This is a genomic window from Synechococcus sp. W60.3, from assembly GCF_047502615.1.
Taxonomy (GTDB): domain Bacteria; phylum Cyanobacteriota; class Cyanobacteriia; order Thermostichales; family Thermostichaceae; genus Thermostichus.
Map to the genome: position 1 here is coordinate 1 of NZ_JANSHJ010000027.1, position 18,779 is coordinate 18,779.

Annotated in this window: 20 protein-coding genes and 2 pseudogenes; 11 read left to right on the forward strand and 11 right to left on the reverse strand. The window is 60.5% G+C overall.

Annotation, left to right across the window (positions count from 1 at the left end; genetic code table 11):
- The 6 genes and pseudogenes from NW846_RS09725 to NW846_RS09750 all read right to left on the reverse strand — a co-directional run.
- Positions 1-417: pseudogene (locus tag NW846_RS09725) on the reverse strand (sugar transferase); the annotation flags it as partial.
- Positions 418-770: 353 nt separating this feature from the next.
- The gene (locus NW846_RS09730) at positions 771-1,508 is read right to left on the reverse strand and encodes a class I SAM-dependent methyltransferase (RefSeq protein ID WP_414515855.1); all 738 of its coding nucleotides are present in this window, start codon (positions 1,506-1,508) and stop codon (positions 771-773) included.
- Between the two features lie 77 nt (positions 1,509-1,585).
- A complete protein-coding gene (locus NW846_RS09735) occupies positions 1,586-2,476 on the reverse strand; it encodes an FAD-dependent thymidylate synthase (protein WP_414515857.1) in 891 nt (296 codons plus the stop codon).
- Between the two features lie 74 nt (positions 2,477-2,550).
- Positions 2,551-3,351 (reverse strand): DUF4397 domain-containing protein, encoded by an 801-nt coding sequence (locus NW846_RS09740; protein WP_414515859.1) that lies wholly within the window; start codon positions 3,349-3,351, stop codon positions 2,551-2,553.
- Between the two features lie 173 nt (positions 3,352-3,524).
- The gene (locus NW846_RS09745; protein ID WP_414346372.1) at positions 3,525-4,793 is read right to left on the reverse strand and encodes a bifunctional sterol desaturase/short chain dehydrogenase; all 1,269 of its coding nucleotides are present in this window, start codon (positions 4,791-4,793) and stop codon (positions 3,525-3,527) included.
- A gap of 265 nt (positions 4,794-5,058) precedes the next feature.
- Positions 5,059-5,625, reverse strand: coding sequence for a DUF192 domain-containing protein (locus tag NW846_RS09750; RefSeq protein WP_099812568.1), 567 nt, complete (start codon positions 5,623-5,625; stop codon positions 5,059-5,061).
- A 211-nt stretch (positions 5,626-5,836) separates the two neighbouring features.
- Between NW846_RS09750 and NW846_RS09755 the strand changes: the two genes are divergently transcribed.
- The gene (locus NW846_RS09755) at positions 5,837-7,141 is read left to right on the forward strand and encodes a serpin family protein (RefSeq protein ID WP_414346374.1); all 1,305 of its coding nucleotides are present in this window, start codon (positions 5,837-5,839) and stop codon (positions 7,139-7,141) included.
- A 3-nt stretch (positions 7,142-7,144) separates the two neighbouring features.
- Here NW846_RS09755 and NW846_RS09760 read toward each other — a convergent pair whose 3' ends face one another.
- From NW846_RS09760 to NW846_RS09775, 4 genes are all read right to left on the reverse strand, one after another.
- Positions 7,145-8,926 carry an NFACT family protein gene (locus NW846_RS09760; RefSeq protein WP_414346377.1) on the reverse strand — a complete coding sequence of 594 codons (1,782 nt, stop codon included), beginning with the start codon at positions 8,924-8,926 and terminating at the stop codon, positions 7,145-7,147.
- A gap of 219 nt (positions 8,927-9,145) precedes the next feature.
- Positions 9,146-9,763 carry a DUF3727 domain-containing protein gene (locus NW846_RS09765; RefSeq protein ID WP_011429146.1) on the reverse strand — a complete coding sequence of 206 codons (618 nt, stop codon included), beginning with the start codon at positions 9,761-9,763 and terminating at the stop codon, positions 9,146-9,148.
- A 72-nt stretch (positions 9,764-9,835) separates the two neighbouring features.
- Positions 9,836-10,081, reverse strand: coding sequence for a gas vesicle protein GvpG (locus NW846_RS09770; RefSeq protein WP_011429145.1), 246 nt, complete (start codon positions 10,079-10,081; stop codon positions 9,836-9,838).
- A gap of 20 nt (positions 10,082-10,101) precedes the next feature.
- Positions 10,102-10,374 (reverse strand): hypothetical protein, encoded by a 273-nt coding sequence (locus NW846_RS09775; protein WP_099834698.1) that lies wholly within the window; start codon positions 10,372-10,374, stop codon positions 10,102-10,104.
- A gap of 15 nt (positions 10,375-10,389) precedes the next feature.
- Here NW846_RS09775 and NW846_RS09780 point away from each other — a divergent pair.
- Positions 10,390-10,791: pseudogene (locus NW846_RS09780) on the forward strand (amino acid ABC transporter ATP-binding protein); the annotation flags it as partial.
- A 10-nt stretch (positions 10,792-10,801) separates the two neighbouring features.
- Here the strand turns inward: NW846_RS09780 and NW846_RS09785 are convergent.
- Positions 10,802-11,614, reverse strand: a complete 813-nt coding sequence (locus NW846_RS09785) for a class I SAM-dependent methyltransferase (protein WP_011429142.1) — start codon at positions 11,612-11,614, stop codon at positions 10,802-10,804.
- 28 nt (positions 11,615-11,642) lie between these two features.
- Between NW846_RS09785 and NW846_RS09790 the strand changes: the two genes are divergently transcribed.
- The 9 genes from NW846_RS09790 (at position 11,643) to NW846_RS09830 (ending at position 18,702) form a co-directional block, all read left to right on the forward strand.
- Complete coding sequence (locus NW846_RS09790; protein WP_011429140.1) at positions 11,643-11,858, forward strand: hypothetical protein; 216 nt, start codon at positions 11,643-11,645, stop codon at positions 11,856-11,858.
- Positions 11,859-11,974: 116 nt separating this feature from the next.
- Positions 11,975-13,375 carry an ABC transporter substrate-binding protein gene (locus NW846_RS09795; protein WP_011429139.1) on the forward strand — a complete coding sequence of 467 codons (1,401 nt, stop codon included), beginning with the start codon at positions 11,975-11,977 and terminating at the stop codon, positions 13,373-13,375.
- A gap of 53 nt (positions 13,376-13,428) precedes the next feature.
- The gene (gene trpA / locus NW846_RS09800; RefSeq protein ID WP_011429138.1) at positions 13,429-14,244 is read left to right on the forward strand and encodes a tryptophan synthase subunit alpha; all 816 of its coding nucleotides are present in this window, start codon (positions 13,429-13,431) and stop codon (positions 14,242-14,244) included.
- A 414-nt stretch (positions 14,245-14,658) separates the two neighbouring features.
- Positions 14,659-15,177, forward strand: a complete 519-nt coding sequence (locus NW846_RS09805) for a phycocyanin subunit beta (RefSeq protein WP_011429136.1) — start codon at positions 14,659-14,661, stop codon at positions 15,175-15,177.
- Positions 15,178-15,324: 147 nt separating this feature from the next.
- On the forward strand, positions 15,325-15,813 hold the full coding sequence (locus NW846_RS09810) for a phycocyanin subunit alpha (RefSeq protein ID WP_011429135.1): 489 nt from the start codon (positions 15,325-15,327) through the stop codon (positions 15,811-15,813).
- Positions 15,814-16,101: 288 nt separating this feature from the next.
- On the forward strand, positions 16,102-16,362 hold the full coding sequence (locus NW846_RS09815) for a phycobilisome linker polypeptide (protein ID WP_011429133.1): 261 nt from the start codon (positions 16,102-16,104) through the stop codon (positions 16,360-16,362).
- Positions 16,363-16,434: 72 nt separating this feature from the next.
- Entirely contained in the window at positions 16,435-17,205 is a 771-nt protein-coding gene (locus NW846_RS09820) for a HEAT repeat domain-containing protein (protein ID WP_228375394.1), read from the forward strand.
- 87 nt (positions 17,206-17,292) lie between these two features.
- Complete coding sequence (locus tag NW846_RS09825; protein WP_099812571.1) at positions 17,293-17,934, forward strand: HEAT repeat domain-containing protein; 642 nt, start codon at positions 17,293-17,295, stop codon at positions 17,932-17,934.
- A gap of 42 nt (positions 17,935-17,976) precedes the next feature.
- A complete protein-coding gene (locus tag NW846_RS09830) occupies positions 17,977-18,702 on the forward strand; it encodes a phycobilisome rod-core linker polypeptide (protein ID WP_011429130.1) in 726 nt (241 codons plus the stop codon).
- Positions 18,703-18,779: the final 77 nt, after the last annotated feature.

An 18,779-nucleotide genomic window follows, 5' to 3' on the forward strand; every position in this document is an offset into this window, starting at 1 on the left:
GCCCATGCCCAGCCGCAACCCCACCCGTACCAAAGTCAAACTCAGCAGAGCCAACAAGCCGGCGTAGCCCACCACCAGCCGCGACAAAGAGACCGAGCGAACGAAAAAGGCCCCTGCCAGCACCAAACCAAACGTCAAGCCCAACCCCACCAGCAAACTGGCCCATTCTTCAAAGCGAGACAAGCGCTTCGACTCACCGTATCCGCCTAAGCCCGCCTGAATGCCCCAATAACTGAGGGCGGTCAACAATCCCAAGGCCGCGTAGACATCCCAAGGCAAGAGCTGATGAGGACGCAAGCTGCGCAGCCAGTAGCCCGCCCCAAAGGCCAACCAAATACAAAGGCCATCGCCAAAACAGGCCAAGGGCACCCACAAACGATGCAGATCCAGACGAGTTTTATAGCCGCGTTCGGCCAAGGGTTATCTCCTTCGGCATCAAGACTGTTGACAATCTTACAGAAAAGATTGTGCATCTGAGGCTATTGGACAAGATCAGTGTTGACCAAAACTTGAATGGGTAGCCCTCACCAGATAATTCTATTGACGGCCCTTCCCAGCTTCAAAGGACTTCATGCTGCTGACACAAAATAAGTTCTTTAAGTAATTGGGATCCTCATCATGCAAGAGATAAAAATCCCTGTTGAGTGGGTTAAGTACCGTCGGAAAAGGCTGTTGTAGAAACTACCAGAATTGCAGACATTGGATGTCGAAATATGAGAGTTTAAGCAATGATCAAAGTGCAGTCTGAGAACAGCAATGATGACAGGATACTACGATTTCGTTGCCGGGCCGGCTACTGCCAGCAGAGATACACCAAAGGGCAGAGAAAACTTAGGTATCAGATAGGCTTCTGCAGCAAAAATACCCGTCAGCAGTCGATTGAGCCAAAGCGGCGGCATTTTCAGATCTTGGCTTTCCCTCAGGCGAAGCACTTTCTGCATTATGCGGATCCCTGAAATGATTGGGAAAAGAAAACCGTTGAAGAAAACAAGGGTATAAACTTCTAGACCTGAGCTTTTAAGCAACGACAAAAGTTGCCCGCGGGTATATCGTCTCTTGTGATGATTAAGCTCATCATGTAAACTCCACAGCCACGGATAAGCCGGAACAGTTACAACTAAGTAGCCAGATGGGGTTAACCTTTGACTGAGGGCTAGGAGAGCTTCTTTGTCATTCTCCAGATGCTCCAGCACATCCAGCAAAGCAATCAAATCAAATCGTTGAGAACCAAAGGGGATCCGGTTTGGCAACTCCCCCTCTGCCACGATCCCAATACCGCGAGCTTGGGCCAGCGGCAGTGCAATTTCACTCTTTTCCATAGCCCAAACTTTGCCAAATCTGGACAACATCTCCAGGTTGCCGCCGCTACCACAGCCAGCTTCCAAAATATAAGCAGAGGGGGGAAGCGACAGGGATCCAATAACCCGACTCAGAATGTGACGGCGACCCAAAAACCACCAATGCCGGTCTTCCAAGCCTGCCATTTGCTCATAAGCTTCGGGATCCATACCCGTAACCCAACAAAAGATCAAAAACAGGATTAGCCGCAGAAGGGGTTAGCAGAGCATATCTATCTAAACTAAGTTTAGGGGGATAATCGAGCCTTTCCCCAGCGATGCTTACGATACCAGGCCGCCACGTGGGGACACCACGCTTCAAAGTGGGGCCAAATCAGTTCACACAGATGTTGAATTTCTCGTTGAGCATCTTCTTTGGCTCGTAAATCCAAAAAATGCATTAGACTACGGCAATTGAAAGAGACCACGAAGTGTTGTCGGATCCCGTAGCCAATGATGTTGCGAGCATCTTCATAGGGCAATCCGCACTCTTCTACCAGGCGATAATAAGCAATGGCCTGGCTGCGATATTGCGCAAGAATGATATCCAAAGCTTCGGGGGAGATGGGCCTAAAGCCTTGGCGGGTTTTGGCTTTGCCCTCCTTGACGCTGGCAGGAACGTAAAACAAAGTTTCCAGCTCTTGCAAAGACAAGGAGGACTCCGTCCCGCCACTGTGCTCCGCAATGTGCTCCGCACCGCTGTCGCGATAGGCCTCCGGCCCGCTGACGCGATCGCTGACGCAACCGTAGCCGGTCTCGCCAACAGGAGCAGCAGTCTCGGTTGTGCTCCGCACCGCTGACGCGAACAAGAGCTTTTTGCCCAAATCGGCAATTTGCTGGCCTGTATATCGGAAGGATTGAACATCAAAAGAAATTCCCACCCGATGAGTACGGGCCTGTTGCATGACAGCATGGGGAAAATAGCCTACCCCAAACGTGATCTGAGGGTGCTCCAGCGGCCCATAGTGGCCACGGTTGCCCTCCAGCAGATGCCGCACCACGGCCTCGCCATATTTTTCCGGGATCCGGCTCTCTGGGGTAACAAAATCAGGGCTGTGATCTTGGTGCATCGCCTGGTAGATCACCCGTTCGGGATCTGGGGTTTGGCTGAGCACCACCACTTGAAATAAGGCATCCACGGGCTGTGTCCCCAAAGCTAGAGACGACTGGCTAGTCTCACAGTATAGAGAGGATCAAGCCGCAAGCAGCCTTGCTATAGGAGCCTACGAGCCCGCGTTTCCTCTGCCAGCACCAAGTTTAGGCCCGGATTGCTGCGCATCAGCCCCGCCACGTAAAGGGTATAGACTTTCCCTGCCTCTAACTGGAAGTCAAACCGTTGCAAGGGAATGCTCCGGCCAGGAGACGACTGCCCACCTGGCGCGGGGGCTGAAGGAGCTATGGCCACCTGAATTTGGGTAAAGCCGGGTCGCATGGCTTGAAAGGTGGAAACTTGCCCGAAGGCCAACTGAGGTATCAGCACCCGCCCTTGCTCCCCCTGCCATTGCAGGGCCGGCGCATCAGGGGCAGCGTGAACAAACCGAACCAGGGCTTGGTCAAACAGCGAGTTGATGTTGTCTTCCAAAACTAAGGCCGTCACGCGATTGGGCTCGTCAGCAGCCACCACCGAGAACACTCCCCCGCCTCTGAGGTTGGCCACAGTTCTGGCCGCAACCGTTCGCGCTAGCGGAACGGAGTCCTTAAAACTCGCGGGCTGGCCAGGGCTGGTCGTCTCAGGGGTTGAAAACAAAACAATGTCGTACTCGCCCGCCGGCATACGCACGTACTCGCTCACCGAGCCATAGGCTACACCTTGAGCAGCCCTTACCCCCCCCACTTCCAAGTCGATCCGAGGGGCATTGGGGGCCACATGCACCAAGCGCACCTGGATCTCAGAAACTCCCGCGGATGCCGAAGGCATCGGGATGGCACAGCCGGACAAAAGCCCCGGCATTAAAGCCCCGCCCACCACGCAGAGGACTGCGCTCACCCACTGTCGCACCATGTTTACACTCACTCCTACTCCTCACACCCAGGGTTCATAAGGGAGATCGAGCGGAAGAGCCCTCTCGCTCCCCAAAAGTTCGGGTTAGCGCAAGGGATCCCATCCCCTGCCGCCAAGGAACCTGCTCTTGTCTTACCCCAGTTTTGCGCCTGATGCCATAGAGCCGGGCAGGATTTGCGGCCCCCCTAAATCAAAGGGATCCCGGCGGCCGGACCCAGAAGAGCTGGGCGAGAAGAGCGGCGGCTGAACAAGCGGAAATAGGTGCTGACGGCCAACTCTTTCAGCGGGAAAAGCAGGTAGGTGAGGGGGTTGATGGTAACGATGATGTTGCGGCAATCGCGCTTGGCCTGGGCCAGGATCTGGGCGGCCACCCAATCGCCTGACATGACTCCAATCGGGTTGAGCTGGCTCTTGAAGGGCCCGAGGATGAGCTTGCGCACCACACAGGGGGCATCGAGACGGCGTAGGGTAACCAGATCGCCCAGGGCCCGTTTGGAGAGCTCGTAGAGAGGGCTAAAAGCAGGGCTGACCTCGGCTTCGGAGGTGTTCACCCAAACCTCTTTGGTGGCCATTTCCCGATTGCCGCGCACCGTTTGGAAAAACAGCTCCATCAGGCGCCAAGCGGAGAAGGTGTTGACAGCATAGGACTGGTGGACCGACTCGGGATCCCGCTCCCCATGCACGTTGAGGCCGTGGTTGATCACCAAGATATCGACTCGTTCCAGGAGCCCGGCCAGGGATCCCTCCTGACCCACCTGCCAGTGGATGGTCTCCACCGGCTGGGGCTGGCCGTCCACTTCGATGGCGACCGAATCCGCATGGGAGCTGAGGGCGATGACTTTGGCCCCATGGCGGGAAAAGTGCTTCAAGAGGGCCCGGCCCAGAGTGCCAGAGGCACCGGTGACGGCCACGCGCTTGCCTTTAAAGGAGAGACTGGTGCCCATGATCCGATCCACTAAGGTCAGGGTGCCGCAAAAGTAGGCGTTGGTGTCGTCAAAGTGGTGCCGCCAGTGGTAGGCGCGGTTGACATGCCACTGGGCAGGAGGAGCAGGGAAAGGCCCGGGTTGGTGGGTAATGTCCGTCTGCAGGGCCAGCCCCCAGCCGCGCAACATGCCGGCAACCAGAAAACTGGCCGAGTAGAGTACCCCCACCGCCGCCGCTAGGCCATACAGCCAGGATCCCTGTCCCAACAGCACCACCCAAGGGATCCCGGCCAGGATCATCGTCGCCGCTTCGGGGACATCGTGGTGCCACTGGGATTCTCGGTACAGCTTCGGGTCTACCACGCTGAGATCGGGGCGAAACAGGCGGTGGTGCAGAGTGTGCTTGGGCATCAGCCAGGGCCACTGGTGGGCCAGCCAATGGCGCCCATCCCGCACAACCTCGGCCCAAAGGACGGAAGCCAGGGCAACGACCCCAACCCCCAGCCACTGAGTTACGCTGCTAACATCCATAGGGCTTTGCCGGCAGTAGCCAAACCATCCTGGGCTCGCGGTCGCCTCTTGGCATCAATCTCAAAGCAGTTGGCGACCCTCAAAAATCATCGCAAAGATCCCTGAAAAGATCATCCCAGGCCGCAAGCAAGACGGCCAACGGCAGCTTTTGGGATCCCAGGAGCATGGTCTCAACCTCTTCTGCAAGCTTGTCTTCCCTCACCCCCAGCCCCTTTCCCAGCCCTCACCCCCAGCCCCTCTCCCAAAGGGAGAGGGGAGATAGAGATCAAGGGGCGGAGCTGGGAAGCTCGCGGATCTCAACCGTATCTCCCACTTGCAAACCTAAGGCCGCCGCCGTCCCGCCGCGGAACTCCAGCACGCCATCTACCAACTGGTCAGAGGGTGGCCCATAGACGGGGCAGGGTTGGGCGGGGCAACCGGGCACATCGGCAGCGATGTACACCACCTGGCCTTGGCGGAGAAAGATAATGTCCAGGTTGAGCAGGGTGTTAAACATCCAGAAGGCAGCCGGCTGGGGCGGGTCGAAGGGAAACCACATGCCGCGATCAGGCGGCAAATCGGTGCGAAACATCAGGCCCAGCCGCTGTTGCTCAGGGGTGCGGGCCACTTCCAGCTCAAAGCGCCGGCCAGCGATGGTGACTTCTGCTGCCACCGGCAGGTGCTGGGGCTCTCCTTTGGCCGAGGTCGCGTTGGCAACGGCTGCCGTCTCCTGGGCTTCTAAAGATGAGGATCCCCCAGCAGTACATCCCAGCAGCAGAGCCAGGCCTAAGGCAATCCCGCCCGCTGTGGCAACCCGGCGAGAGCGCCGCCCCTCCCTTGCCCGCAAACTCATCCCTTGTCTCCTGCCGAGCTAGCTGTGCAGGCTTGATCCTACCCTGCTCTTTAGGTTGAAGAGGGAGGGGATCCGTAGCCAGTTTGGCCGGGATCTCCTGCGGGCTTTGGCCTGTCGATCTCTCCTCAAGCGCAAAGAGCCATCCACCCCCAACCCGATACCATAGCCATAGAGTCTATCTATCGTTCCCCACCCGGCCAGGAGAGACCCCATGAAAGACCTTTTGAGCAGATCCTCGCTGAGCCGGAGCTCGCTTCTGGCTCTGTTTGGCCTATTGCTTTTGGGTCTCTGGCCCGCACAGGGGATGGGATCCCAGGAGGCCCCGGTGCGGATCCCGTTTGAGCCGACCGTGACCTATGGGGAAGGCTATGGAGAAGAGGCTGTGGCCCAACAAGCCCAAAGTCGCTTTGCGCTAAAGCTGTTTGATCGCCTGCTCCAGCAGCAGCCGCAAGAGAACCTCTTTTTCTCTCCTTTGAGCATTCACTTGGCTCTGAGCATGCTGTACAACGGCGCCGCTGGGGAAACGCAGGCGGCCATGGCCGAGGTGCTGGAGGCCCAAGACCTCTCCCTCCATGAGTTGAACTGGACCAATGCCCAGATGGCGCGCTGGCTGGTGGAGCGATCCCAAGCAGAAGGGCCGATCCAGGTGCAAATTGCCAACGGCCTTTGGGTCGATCAAACCCTCACCCTGCGGCCTCCCTTTTTGCAGGCGCTGGCCACCTATTACCAAGCAGTGGCCAATCGGGTGGAGCTGGGATCCCCTCAAACGGTGCAGGCCATCAACCGTTGGGTAGCCGAGCGCACCCAGGGCAAGATTGACCGCCTTGTGGACCGCCTCGGCCGTGAAGACAGGATGGTTTTGCTCAACGCCATCTATTTCAGGGGAAAGTGGACCCAGCCCTTCGATCCGGCCCTGACAGAGCCCCAGCCCTTCACCCGCCCGGATGGCAGCCGTGTCCAAGTGCCGATGATGGCCCAATCCGGCCGCTACGGCTACCGGGAGACCGAGCAGCTCCAGGTGGTGCGCCTGCCCTATGGGGAAGGGGAGCTGGCCCTGCTGATCCTGCTGCCGAAACCGGGAGTAAGCTTAGAAGCCCTGCGGCAGGAGCTCAGCCCAGAAACGTGGCAAGAATGGACGGGATCCCTGCCCACCCGCCCCGGCTCGGTGCGGATCCCCAAGCTTAAGCTGGCCTACGAGACCGATCTGGGGCCGGCTTTGCAGCAGTTGGGCCTGGGGATCGCCTTTTCCCGTCGGGCCGATTTCAGCCAGATGACCCCAGAGCCGACGCAGGTCAGCAGAGTCTTGCACAAGGCGGCCCTTGAAATCAACGAAGAGGGATCCGAGGCGGCAGCCGCCACTGGCGTGCTTGTCTCGCGCACCGCTCTCGACCGGCAAGAACCCTTCCAATTCGTAGCGGATCGCCCCTTCTGGTTGGCCATTGTGGCCTCGGGATCCGGCGGCAACCCGGCGGCTCAAACGCTGCTGTTTATGGGATCCGTAGTAGACCCGAAGTAGAGGCTACAACAGGGCTGGGAGGCTCTCCACAAGCAACTGAGCGCGGCTGGGGCGCCCCCACAGCACCTGCTCGTGCTTGTAGACCACCATTCCGGGGGGAGATCCCTTGGGCTTAAAGACGCATTTGGGGCGGGTATAGACCACGGGCACCTGGTCGCTGAAGCGACCGCGGCTAAAATACGCCGCCAGATCGGCAGCCGCCTGCAGATCTTCACTTTCGGCCACCGCGCCCGGAGGCAGGCGCAACAGCACGTGGCTACCGGGGATCTCTTGGGCGTGAAACCACCAATCTTGGTCTTGGGCCACGCGGAAGGTCAGCCGATCATTTTGCCAGTTGTTGCGCCCCACCCAGATGGAGAAGCCGCTGGGGCTAGTGAAGCGATAGGGGTTGAAGCTGGCTGAAGAGGCCCGCCTAGATCCCTCTAGCCGGCTGGGGCTTTCTAGGTAGCCTTGCTGAATCAGCTCCGCCTCAATTTCCTGGAGGACGGCCAAGTCCTGGGGCTCGCGGTAGGCTTCTAGCTGCTGCAGGGACGCTTCCACCTGCTCTAGGTAGCGGATCTCTTGCGCTACAGCTTCTAGCAAAGGTCGGACGGCCTCCTGGGCTCGCTTTTGTTTGCGGTGCTTGCGGTAGTAGGCCTGGGCGTTGAGAACAGCGTTTTTCTCCGGATCCAGGGGGATCTTGACCCTCTGGCCCCTGGCAAAATCCGGCAGCTCAATCGAGCTCAGCCCTGGCCGCCAGAGGTGGAGATGGGCCATGAGGAGATCGGCAGCCTGCTTGGAGGCTTCGGCCTGGGCCGAGTCGGCCAACATCTTCTCAAAGTGCTCGCGCCGCTGGCGGAGTTTTTTCAGCAGGGCAGCCAGCTTTTGCCCCAGGCGCTGCCGCTCTCGCTCAAAGCGTTCGCGGTTGAGCTGGGCTTGGTAGTAGGCTTCCAGGAGCTGATGCAAGTTGGGTGTAGAGGGATCCCCGCCAGAGCCCCTCCAGCCGAGAACAGTGTACCCCTGGGGGGTAAGGGCCGGCTTAAACTGAGCCGTTTCCAGGCGGGCCAGCCAGTCCTGCCACCAAAAAAACAGGGCCTGCCACTCCTGGGGCGAGAGTTGGTTGCTGGGGGTTTGGGGTGGGATCCCGGCCTGCAGGCACATGGCCTCTGCCAAATGCCGGCTCAGGCCGCGGTAGCAGCGCAGCAGCCGCTGAGCAATGGGGCCAGGGATTAGGGCAAGACGCTCTTGCCACTGGGAGAAGGGCTCGGCTCGCTGGGGGATGGGATCGCTTAGGGCAGGGGGAGCTTCGTAAAGTAGACCTGGCTGCACCGGCCGTACCCGCGACTGTCGCTCGCTTACCCCGTGGCCGCAGGCCAAGATCATGCCCCCCTCGTCCACCAAGATGGCGTTGCTGTACTTGCCCATCACTTCCAGATAAAGGTGGCGTTGAGGGGGATCCGCGGGGCGAGGGGCAAAGCGAAAGTCAATCACCCGCTCCCACTCGTCCAGCAGCGCCAGCTCCGTCAGCGCCAAACCCCGCAGGTGCCGTTGCAGGTGTTGGCTAAAGGGCAAGTCCTCTGCTTCCTTGGGGGGAGCCTGACAGAGGTGAACTCGGGCCGCCTGAGGATGCCAAGACAGTAGCAAGCAAGGACGCGCCTTGAGGGTGCGCAGGCCAATCACCACCGTCCACAGATCCGTCTGCTGGATCCACTCCACGCGGGCAGGCAGCAAGGGATCCCCCCCGGCCTCAGCCCCTTTTAGATCTGCCAGCACAGCACGGAGGGTGGTCAGGTCAACCGGTTGCATCCCTGCTGCTCCTTGGGATCGGGCAACGCCTGGGGAACTGAACGAGGGCCTCCTTCCATTATCTGCCGCTCCCCTAGCTGGCGCTGGCAACAAAAAGACTCCGCCCAATCGACTTGAGCGGCAACCAAGGGGCTGCATTGGGGCAAGAGGCTTGGTACTTCCACCTTTGGGCTTTTTGGCCCAGGTGCCTTCAATTCTCAGGCAGAAACCCCGAGCTGCCTAGTCCTCGTCTTCATCGTCATATTCTTCATCATCGTACTCCTCCTCTTCCACTACCTCGTCCAGATCGAGCAGCACAGCATTGAGTTGGTCGAACAGGGCTGGCGAGTCCTCTGGGTTCAGTAGGTAGGGATCCCCCTCGTCAGGCAGGGCCACGTAGACCAGAACTGGGTCGAGGGGCGTAAAGATGCCGTATTTCTTGTCTTTGTAGAAGAAGGTAGCCAGCAGTTGGAATTCCTGGGCATCTTCCTCGCTTTCGCCCAGCTCGAACACATCTTCCTCTTCAACAGGGGGCAACTCTCCCTGCACCGTCAGGATGTCGAAGCCGTTTTGCTGCAGAGTCAAGTTCAACTCCTCCAAGACGGCCTGGATGGTGGGGATAGCAGCCTGGAGCTCCTCTGGATCCGGCTCATCCAGGATCCCTTCCATGTCCGCATCTCCGTTCACCGCTTGGCCGGGCTCTTCTTCCCCCTCCCAAACCAGAACTTTGATCACGGCGTCCACGGGCGTGGCCAGTGCATAGGCTTGTTCCTCAATGACCACCTGCCTCAGGATCTCGCATTTCAGAGGCTGGTTCTGCTCGTCGCGGAGCACTAAGGTTTCGCGGGATTCGGCCATGGAAAGCAACCCAGGTTAGGAAAATGAGGTCAACCAAAGCTTATTCTCCCATGTTCTGATCCCCCGCAGAACTCAGGGATCCTCGTCGGCACTGCCGGCTTCGGCCTGGGCCAGGGCTTCCAGAGCCAGCAGGATCTCCTCTTCTCGCTGGCTATAGGTCTCTTCATCGATCTCCCCCAGATCGAGCTGAATCTGGAGAGCGGTGAGTTCTTTCTGGAGGTTTTCTTTGCTGTCGAGTTGTGCCTCGGCCCGCTCGCGAATCTGCTCTGCCAACCACAGCAAGCTCTGGGCCGGCCACGTCAGCAATTGCCAAACCATCCCCGCGCCTCTCCCGTGATTTAGGTCAATCCTAACAAGCGGATCCCACCTCCGCCTAAAGCCCGATAACCGATGCTCAGACCCTCCCAAAGGTGGCGCCATAGACCCGAAACAGAGGGATCCCTGCCGCTGGACTCTGCTGCTGGTTGCCGTTGCTCCTGTTCCAGCAACTCCAGCAGGTGGGTGTTGTTGGCTGCCCTGGCTGCTTCTAGACGATGGGCCAGAGAGACAGCGATGTTCCGCCGATGGCGGGCCAGAAAGCTAGCTCCACTCGCTTCAGCAGTTGCGCTCATAGAAATAGATAGAAAAAGGCCGAGGCAGTTGAACGGGCTATGGAGGTGTTGAGACGAGTGGGGATCGCCGAGCAAGCCGAGAAGTATCCTGGTCAACTTTCGGGGAGGCAGCAGCAGCGGGTGGCGATTGCCCGCGCTTTGGCCATAAATCCGGCGGTGATGCTCTTCGATGAGCCCACCTCGGCCTTGGATCCGGAGATGGTCAAAGAGGTGCTGGACGTGATGCGGGAGCTGGCCCGCTCGGGCATGACCATGGTGTGTGTAACCCACGAGATGGGCTTTGCCCGCGAGGTGGCGGATCGGATTGTCTTCTTCGACCGCGGCAAGATCGTGGAAGAAAACACCCCCCAAGAGTTTTTCAGCAACCCCAAGGAAGAGCGTTCTCGCCTTTTCTTGTCGCAGATCCTTTCCCACTAAGGGGCTGCGCTTAGAGAGGCGCAAGCCGTGCCAGAAAGGCCCCCTCCGGCTCTTGGTAGAGAATTTGTCCCTGCCAGCCGTTGGCGTGGGCACAGCGCAGCAGGGTTTCCGGATCCACAAACAGCCAGGGAAAGGGATCCCCGCGCTGCCCGCCGTACTCGGCCACAAAGTTCACCACCCTGGCTTTTGCCTCGCCCGCTGTTCTGCAGTCTCTCCCCTTCTCCCGATCCTCGGCTTCAGAATTAGCTGAACTTTCTACCTGCGGCAGATCCGCCGCGTCGCCCTCTTCACTGAGATCGGCTAGATCGGTGGAATCCACAAGCAACTGGCCGGTGGGCTGAACCCAGTGGCGGGCCAAGCTTAAAAAGCGCTCCAACCCCGCCAGGGATCCCACCAGGCCGGCGCCGTTCATCAGCAGCAGCAGCGTATCGAAGGGCTCTTCCGGCCCCTCCCAGTGGAACAGGTCGGCGGCGATGCGGCAATGCACCCCCCGTTCGGCCATGATCTGCAACGCCACCGGCGAGCGATCCAGGGCGGCTACGGCAAACCCCTCCTCCTGCAACAGCAGGCTGTGGCGGCCCGTGCCGGCGCCAATGTCCAGCACCCGACCGCGGCAGAGCTCTAAGGCCAGGGCCTCCACCTCCGGCAGCTCTTGGGTGAAGAACACCTCCGGCGAGACCACCTGGGGCTCCTCTGCCAGCGGGATCCCCTCGGCGCTGTAGGCGTGCAAGAGCAGGGATCCCCTCGCCTGGCCCCGGTGCCAGTCCCACAGGGCTTGCTCGAGCGGATCCTGAGGCAAAGGGTTTTCGACAACCTCTATCATGGGAAGGGAAAGCTAGAGTCTTGCCCCAATGGCCATTGCCGCATTTCTTTACGCTGCCGCTTTGGTTCTTTTGCTGATCGCAGGAGTCGTTTGGGCCACCTCTCAGCCGGCTAACTTGGAGACCGAGCCACAGGCCGGCGCACCTCCAGAAGAGCCCCCGGCAACCCCATCTGTTCCTGTTTCCATTGTGGAGCAACTGGAGCGCCAATACCGCAACAGCCCTTCCTACCGTCCCGATCCTTAGCGTATGCTTCAAGAAAGTTCTTGAAGATCCTTGAAGAGGGGGGGGTCCAAGAGCTTCCTGAAGGCGTGAGCGGTACCCCTGCTGTCCGGATTCTGCTGTTCTCTTCCTTGGGGCCCATGGCTGCGAAGTCTCCACCCCCTATCGTCTACATTGCCCTAGGGCTATTGCTCCTCTGGGGTGGTCATCGCGCCTGGCAGGCGGGCTACATCCGCTGGCCAGAAGGGATCCCTCTGCCAGGGTTGGGCGGTAGGGCCCAAGATCTGCTCTTAACCAGCGGCGAGCGCACCCTGTTTGCCGATAGCAGTCCCGCCGCCGTGGCTGCAGCAGAGCTGTTGCGCCAGGGCAATTTCGGCGCGGCGATCCCGCTCCTAGAGATGGGGCTACAGAACAACCGCAACGACCCGGAAGCTCGCATTTTCCTCAACAACGCCCGCGCCCAGCAGCAGGGCAACCCCTTGAGCATAGCCGTGGTGGTGCCCATCTCCAGCAACCCCAACCGCGCCAAGGAGACCCTGCGCGGCGTGGCCCAGGCCCAAGAGGAGCTATTTCAGCAAGGGGGTATTGCAGGGCGGCTGCTGCGGGTGGTGATTGCCGACGACGGGGATAACCCAGAGCGAGCGGCGGCAGTGGCCAAAGCCCTGGTGGGCCAGCCCGAGATCCTGGGGGTGATCGGCCACAACGCCAGCGATGCCACCCTGGCGGCGGCTGAGATCTATCAGTCTGCCGGCCTGGCCATGATCTCCTCCACCTCCACCAGCACCCGCATCAGCCTGCTGGGGAACGCCATCTTTCGCACCGTCCCCTCCGACCAGATTGCTGGCACGCAACTGGCCCGCTATGTCCTTAACAAACTGCGCCTGCAGAGGGTGGCCATCTTCTACAACCCCAACAGCGCCTACAGCACCAGCCTGCGCGACGCCTTTGCCGCTACCCTGACCAGCGAAGGGGGCGTTGTGCTGGCGACCTTCGACCTGTCGGCAGCCGATTTCAACCCCCAGGCCAGCCTGCAGACAGCTCTGGGGCAGGGATCTCAGGCGGCTTTCTTGGCGCCCACGGCTTCCGTGGCCGAAAAAGCGCTGGCCGTTGCCCGCGAGAACGCTGCCCTTGGCCAGCCCCTCGCCCTGGTGGGGGGGGATGTGCTGTTTAGTCTCACCACCCTCAAGGAAGGGGGGGCAGCAGTAGAGGGGCTGGTGGTGGCGGTGCCCTGGCATCCCGACGTGCCCCGCAACCGCGGCTTTGCCCAGAAGGCAGCCCAGATGTGGGGAGGGCAGGTGAGTTGGCGCACGGCACTGGCCTACGACGCCACCCGTGTTTTTCTCCAGGCTATTCGGCAGGGATCCCCCAGCCGCAGCGGCATTCTCACTGCCCTGGGCGACCCCAACTTCCGCTTGCCAGACGGCGCTTCCGGGGAGGTGCGCTTTTTGCCCTCCGGCGACCGCGATGCTCCCCATGTGCTGGTGCGCATTGAACGGGGCAACCGCTCCGGCACCGGCTACGATTTTGTGCCCCTCCCCTAGGGCAGGCGCTACAGTAGGGGGTGCTCTCCATCTCCTCAGCTTGGACAGATCCCATGCCCAGCCGGATCACCGCGTGTTTTCAGGCGCTGCGCAGCCGCGGCGAAGCCGCCCTCATCCCCTACCTCACCGCCGGGGATCCCAACTTGGAAACCACCTTTGCGGCCCTGCAAGTTTTGGAGGAGAACGGCGCCGACCTCATCGAGTTGGGGGTGCCCTATTCGGATCCCCTGGCCGATGGGCCGGTGATCCAGGCAGCAGCCACCCGCGCCCTCAGCCGGGGCGTCACCTTGGGCGACATCTTGCAGGGCTTGCGGGGCCTCTCGCTGCGGGCTCCCCTCGTCCTGTTCACCTACTACAACCCCATCCACCAGCTCGGCATCCCCACCTTTGTGCGGCAACTGCGCCAGGCCGGCTGTGCCGGCTTGGTCGTCCCCGACCTGCCCCTGGAAGAGGCCGGATCCCTGCGGGAAGCAACGCAGGCGGAGGGGATCGACCTCATCCTGCTGGTGGCCCCCACCAGCCCCGCCGAGCGAATGCGCCGTATTGCCCAACAGTCCAGCGGCTTTATCTACCTGGTCAGCACCACCGGCGTCACCGGCGAACGGGCCACCCTGGAGCAGCGGATCCCGGCCTTGCTGCAGCAACTGCGCCAATACACCTCCCTGCCGATTGGGGTAGGCTTCGGCATCTCCACCCCCGACCAGGCCCGCCAGATTGCTCTCTGGGGAGCGGATGCGGCGATCGTGGGCAGTGCCTTTGTGCAACGGCTGGCCAAGGCCCCCACCCCCGCCCAAGGGCTGCAACAAATTGCCCACTTCTGCCGGGATCTCAAAGCTGCCCTGCAAGGCATAGGTACCCCGCAACATTGACTGCTGCAGTGTGTGGGCAAGAGGCTTGCCTTTATCTCAAAACAAGTGAAACGAATGTTTACATTTTTTTACTGCCCTCGCCGACCAGTTTCTGGCCTGCTGACCCAACAGAGCCAGAGGATTGGCGGCCAAGCAGACACTCTGGTGCCTGTTTATTTGTAAATCTTCACAAAACACTCATCCCTCCCACGCTATAAAATTGACCTGGATGCTCGGCTGTCTGAAAGTCGCAGAGGTTCTTGACCTGTCTCAAAATCTGGGGCTTCGGTGGGGGTAGTTTTGAGCAACCCGCTCCACAGGATCCCCGGTTTTTGGGCAAGGAGGATCCCGCAAACAACAGAGTTTGGGATCCCACTTTTGAGAGGTTCAGCCAGTCGCCCATCGCTTTTTGGAAAGACTAGAAGGAGATCCATCATGCAAGACGCCTTTACCCGGGTGATCGCTCAGGCAGATGCACGCGGTGCCTTTTTAAGTGATCAAGACTTCGACCGTCTGGCGGCTTTGGTGGCAGAAGGCAACAAACGCCTGGATGCTGTCAACCGCATGACCAGCAACGCCGCCCAAATCGTAACCAACGCGGCTCGTTCCCTGTTTGCCCAGGAGCCGGATCTGATCGCCCCTGGCGGTAATGCCTACACCAACCGTCGCATGGCCGCCTGCCTGCGGGACATGGAGATCATCTTGCGCTACATCACCTACGCCACCTTGGCGGGGGATAGCTCGGTGCTGGAAGATCGCTGCCTCAACGGCCTGCGGGAGACCTACATTGCGCTGGGGGTGCCCACCAGCTCCATGGCCAACGCCATTGCGGCCATGAAGAAGGAAGCCCTGGCCAAGATCATGGATCCGAACGGCATCACCCCTGGCGACTGCTCGGCGCTGCAAAGCGAGGTGGCCAGCTACTTCGACAAGGCGGCTGCCGCCATTGTTTAAGTTAAAAGCGGTCGTCCCTCTTTAAAGCTCCGTGAGATCGCCTAGATCCCTTTTTTCCGACAGGCAGACAGGCATTCCCAACTTGGAGGAGTGCCGGCTGCTCAACTAAGACTTTTGCTAACAGTCAACGCATTTAGGAGTTGCAAGGTGAAAACTGTCATTACCGAAGCGATTGCCGCTGCTGACAATCAAGGGCGTTTTCTCAATGCCAGCGAGCTGCAGGCCGTTAATGGTCGTTACCAGCGCGCTGCTGCCTCTCTGGAAGCGGCCCGTGTCTTGACCCAAAACCAACAAACGCTGGTGCGCGAAGCGGTGCAGGAAGTGTTCAAGCGCTTCCCCTACCTGACCCAGCCGGGCGAAATGGGTCACGGCGATGTGTTTCAGGCCAAGTGTGCCCGCGACATTGGCTACTACCTGCGCTTTATCACCTACTCGCTGGTTGCAGGCGGCACGGGCCCCCTCGATGAATACCTGGTGGCGGGCCTGCGGGAGGTGAACCGCTCCTTTAACCTCTCCCCGAGCTGGTACATTGTAGCTCTGCAGCACATGAAGAGCCGTGCTCTGGGCATGCTGAAGGGCCAAGCGGCGAACGAAGCAGCCATTTACTTCGACTACGCCATCAACGCCCTTAGCTAAGGGATGCCAGAGTAGAGATCCCGTTTTTGGGGGAGCGATCTCTTTCTTCGTCTTCCAATTGAGTGCCCCTACAGAGCAGGCAGCAGCCCAAGTGGAGCTGAGCTGGTCGTTTCCAGGTTTTCGGCGCCGCGGCTCTCTTCGAGCCAGCTAGGTTGTCTGCCTGCTTCCCAAGCTTTTGTGCCTGGGTACAGTTCTGCCTCTAGAGGTGGCTTTTGCGGCCTCTCTGGCGGTCAGGAGGTCTTCGTGCCCAGGTGCCGCACAAAGTTGAACTCGACTCGGGGGAAAACGATGTTTGGTCAAAGCACCAGCGGCCCTGAAACTTTGACGGAAGCCGGCAGCCGGGTTTACAAGGTTGAGTACACTGGCCTGCTCAACCCACCCGATGCTCTGGCCACCTCGGCTAAGGTGCGTCGCAGTACCATGAGCATCACAGTTCCTTACAGCCGGCTGTCCACGGAGATGCAGCGCATTCTGCGGATGGGCGGCAAAATCGTGCAGGTCACTGCTCTATCGGCGGCCCCTGCCCAGAGCAACGGCGCTGCTGAGTAAGGGATCCCTCTGCTCAACGGCAGTCATCGGCAAGGTGGCCTCGATTCCATGGACGGCTCTGCAAGGGTTCCCATGACATCCAACACGGCGGTGCTGCCCCAGCCGCTCACCTGGGAGCAGGCGATAGCGCGGCTGCAGGGGGATGACCCGCAAGATCGGTACTATGCCGCTTGGTACTTGGGCACGGTTCGGGATCCGCGGGGGGTAGAGCCACTGCTGTTGGCGTTGCGAGATGAGCGGGATCGCACCGCCTTGGGGGGCTACCCGCTACGGCGCAATGCGGCCAAAGCCCTTGGGCAAATTGGCGACGTGCGGGCCGTGCCCGGCCTGATCGAGGCCCTTGGCTGTAGCGATCTGCATGTGCGGGAAGAGGCTGCCTATGCCCTGGCCCAGTTGGGAGACCGGCGGGCGGTGGCTCCCTTGCTGGCCTTGCTGCAGTCGCGGGAGCAGGAGCAGCCCTGGGAAGCCTTCATCGAGGCGCTGGGCCAGCTCAACGCCACCGAGGCCGAGGCGGCGATTCGGCCTTTCTTAAGCCACCCCTCGGAGCGGGTGCGTTCGGCAGCCGCTTGGGTGCTCTATCGCTTTACACAAGCCGAGGAGCTGACCCAAGTTCTGGTGGCGCTGCTGGCCCACCCCAATTTCAGCCTGCGCCAGGCGGCCCTTTTCGATCTGGCAGAATCCGGCTGGGTGGCAGGGGCGCCGCTGTTGGCGACAGCCGATGTGGCGCTTAACCTGCGCATCAATGCTCTGAAGCGACTGTTCGACGTGGCGCTGCAGTTAGGGCGAGTGCCGCCGGATCGGGTGGCAGCAGCGATCATCCCGCAACTGGACAGGCTGTTCTAGACGTGAAAGGGCTTGGGGCTCTCCCCCCCTATTGGCTCGCTTGGATGTTTCGTTAGTTTTTTACTTACCTTGGCCTCTGGGTTGTCTATGTCCTCTTCCTCGGCTGCGCAAGTGCTTCCCGCTGCTGTGGCTCAACTGGCCGCTGAACTGGAACAGGCCACCTCAGCGGAAGAACTGTTGCGGGTGGTGAGAGCGCTGGGATCCTTGGGCCACGTGGAAGGGATCCCCCTGCTCATTCGCGCCTTTGGCTTCAACCGCCCTGCCGTGGGGGAGGCCGCGCTGGAAGAGGTGTTGCGCTTTGGGGAGGCGGCGGTAGGGCCTTTGCTGGCCAACATCGATGGCTTCGACTATGGGGCGCGCGCCTATTCGGTGCGGGCGTTGGCCCGTATCGGCCACGGCGATGCCTACCCCTTTTTGGCGGAAGCCATTGTGGCGGACTTCGCCCCCAGCGTGCGGCGAGCGGCGGCCCGTGGGCTGGGACAGGTAGCGGCACGGCGGCCCCTCTCCGATCAAGAGCGAGCCTTGCACCTGTTGCGGCAATGCCTGGGCGACGCCGACTGGGGAGTTCGCTATGCCGCCGTCGGATCCCTGACGGATTTGGCTCGGCTGGGAGAGGCGTCCCTGCGATCTGCCGTCGAGGCAGCCCTGCAAATGGCCTTGCAGGATGCGGATCCCTTGATTCCCCTACGCGCCCGCCTAAGCCAGCAGGAGCTGGCTGCTGATCCATAACCCCTGCCATTTTGTTGTTTCGTTTCCTCAGGAGCATAACCTATGACTCTTCCGCTGCTTGCCGATCGCCCCACCACGCAAAGCGTGCGGGTGGAGCGCTACTTTGTACCCAGCGACGAAACCCCGCCCGCCTATCGCCCCGACGACCCGACGGGCATCGAAAATGTCATCCGCGCCGCCTACCGGCAGATCTTCAGCGAACACCTGATGCTGGAGAGCTACCGGCAAAAAGCGCTGGAGTCCCAGCTGCGCAACGGGGCGATCTCGGTGAAGGAGTTTATCCGTGGCCTGGGCAAGTCGGAGGTGTACCGGGATCTGGTCATGGTTCCTAACGACAACTACCGCTTCGTCGAGATCACCTTCCAGCGCTTCCTGGGCCGGCCCACCTACAGCCAGCAGGAGCGCATCAAGTACTCCATCATCCTGGCCACCCGCGGTCTGAACGGCTTTATCGACGCCGTTGTCGACAGTGAGGAGTACAACGCCGCCTTCGGGGACGATGTGGTGCCTTACCAGCGCCGCCGCCTTTCCGAGAAGCCGACCAACTTGCTCAACCCCCGCTACGGGGCGCGGTGGCGGGATGTTTCCGGCGTGAAGCGCTCGACGCGGGAAGTGGTGCGCACCTACCGGATTACTCGGCCTCCCAAGCCCGGGGATCCGGAAAACTTCCTCAACATGGCCCGCATGCTCAATCCCAAGCCGGCAGCGCGGCAAAACATCAGCGTCTTCGATCTGAAGATCCCCGACATGACCACCAACCGCCGCTGAGGGTTGGGCCTCCTACCCACTGCGCCCTTGCCAAGCTCTCAAGCCGATCATCCGACGCCGTTCGGGTGGATCGGCTC

Bases quoted from the DNA above. Each gene is read 5' to 3' on its own strand.
- NW846_RS09790 (WP_011429140.1), top strand. From the start codon at position 11,643: ATGGCCATTGCCGCATTTCTTTACGCTGCCGCTTTGGTTCTTTTGCTG.
- NW846_RS09775 (WP_099834698.1), bottom strand. From the start codon at position 10,374: ATGAGCGCAACTGCTGAAGCGAGTGGAGCTAGCTTTCTGGCCCGCCAT.
- NW846_RS09770 (WP_011429145.1), bottom strand. From the start codon at position 10,081: ATGGTTTGGCAATTGCTGACGTGGCCGGCCCAGAGCTTGCTGTGGTTG.
- NW846_RS09755 (WP_414346374.1), top strand. From the start codon at position 5,837: ATGAAAGACCTTTTGAGCAGATCCTCGCTGAGCCGGAGCTCGCTTCTG.
- NW846_RS09745 (WP_414346372.1), bottom strand. From the start codon at position 4,793: ATGGATGTTAGCAGCGTAACTCAGTGGCTGGGGGTTGGGGTCGTTGCC.
- NW846_RS09795 (WP_011429139.1), top strand. From the start codon at position 11,975: ATGGCTGCGAAGTCTCCACCCCCTATCGTCTACATTGCCCTAGGGCTA.
- NW846_RS09805 (WP_011429136.1), top strand. From the start codon at position 14,659: ATGCAAGACGCCTTTACCCGGGTGATCGCTCAGGCAGATGCACGCGGT.
- NW846_RS09825 (WP_099812571.1), top strand. From the start codon at position 17,293: ATGTCCTCTTCCTCGGCTGCGCAAGTGCTTCCCGCTGCTGTGGCTCAA.
- NW846_RS09730 (WP_414515855.1), bottom strand. From the start codon at position 1,508: ATGGATCCCGAAGCTTATGAGCAAATGGCAGGCTTGGAAGACCGGCAT.
- NW846_RS09765 (WP_011429146.1), bottom strand. From the start codon at position 9,763: ATGGCCGAATCCCGCGAAACCTTAGTGCTCCGCGACGAGCAGAACCAG.
- trpA (WP_011429138.1), top strand. From the start codon at position 13,429: ATGCCCAGCCGGATCACCGCGTGTTTTCAGGCGCTGCGCAGCCGCGGC.
- NW846_RS09815 (WP_011429133.1), top strand. From the start codon at position 16,102: ATGTTTGGTCAAAGCACCAGCGGCCCTGAAACTTTGACGGAAGCCGGC.
- NW846_RS09820 (WP_228375394.1), top strand. From the start codon at position 16,435: ATGACATCCAACACGGCGGTGCTGCCCCAGCCGCTCACCTGGGAGCAG.
- NW846_RS09785 (WP_011429142.1), bottom strand. From the start codon at position 11,614: ATGATAGAGGTTGTCGAAAACCCTTTGCCTCAGGATCCGCTCGAGCAA.
- NW846_RS09830 (WP_011429130.1), top strand. From the start codon at position 17,977: ATGACTCTTCCGCTGCTTGCCGATCGCCCCACCACGCAAAGCGTGCGG.
- NW846_RS09750 (WP_099812568.1), bottom strand. From the start codon at position 5,625: ATGAGTTTGCGGGCAAGGGAGGGGCGGCGCTCTCGCCGGGTTGCCACA.
- NW846_RS09760 (WP_414346377.1), bottom strand. From the start codon at position 8,926: ATGCAACCGGTTGACCTGACCACCCTCCGTGCTGTGCTGGCAGATCTA.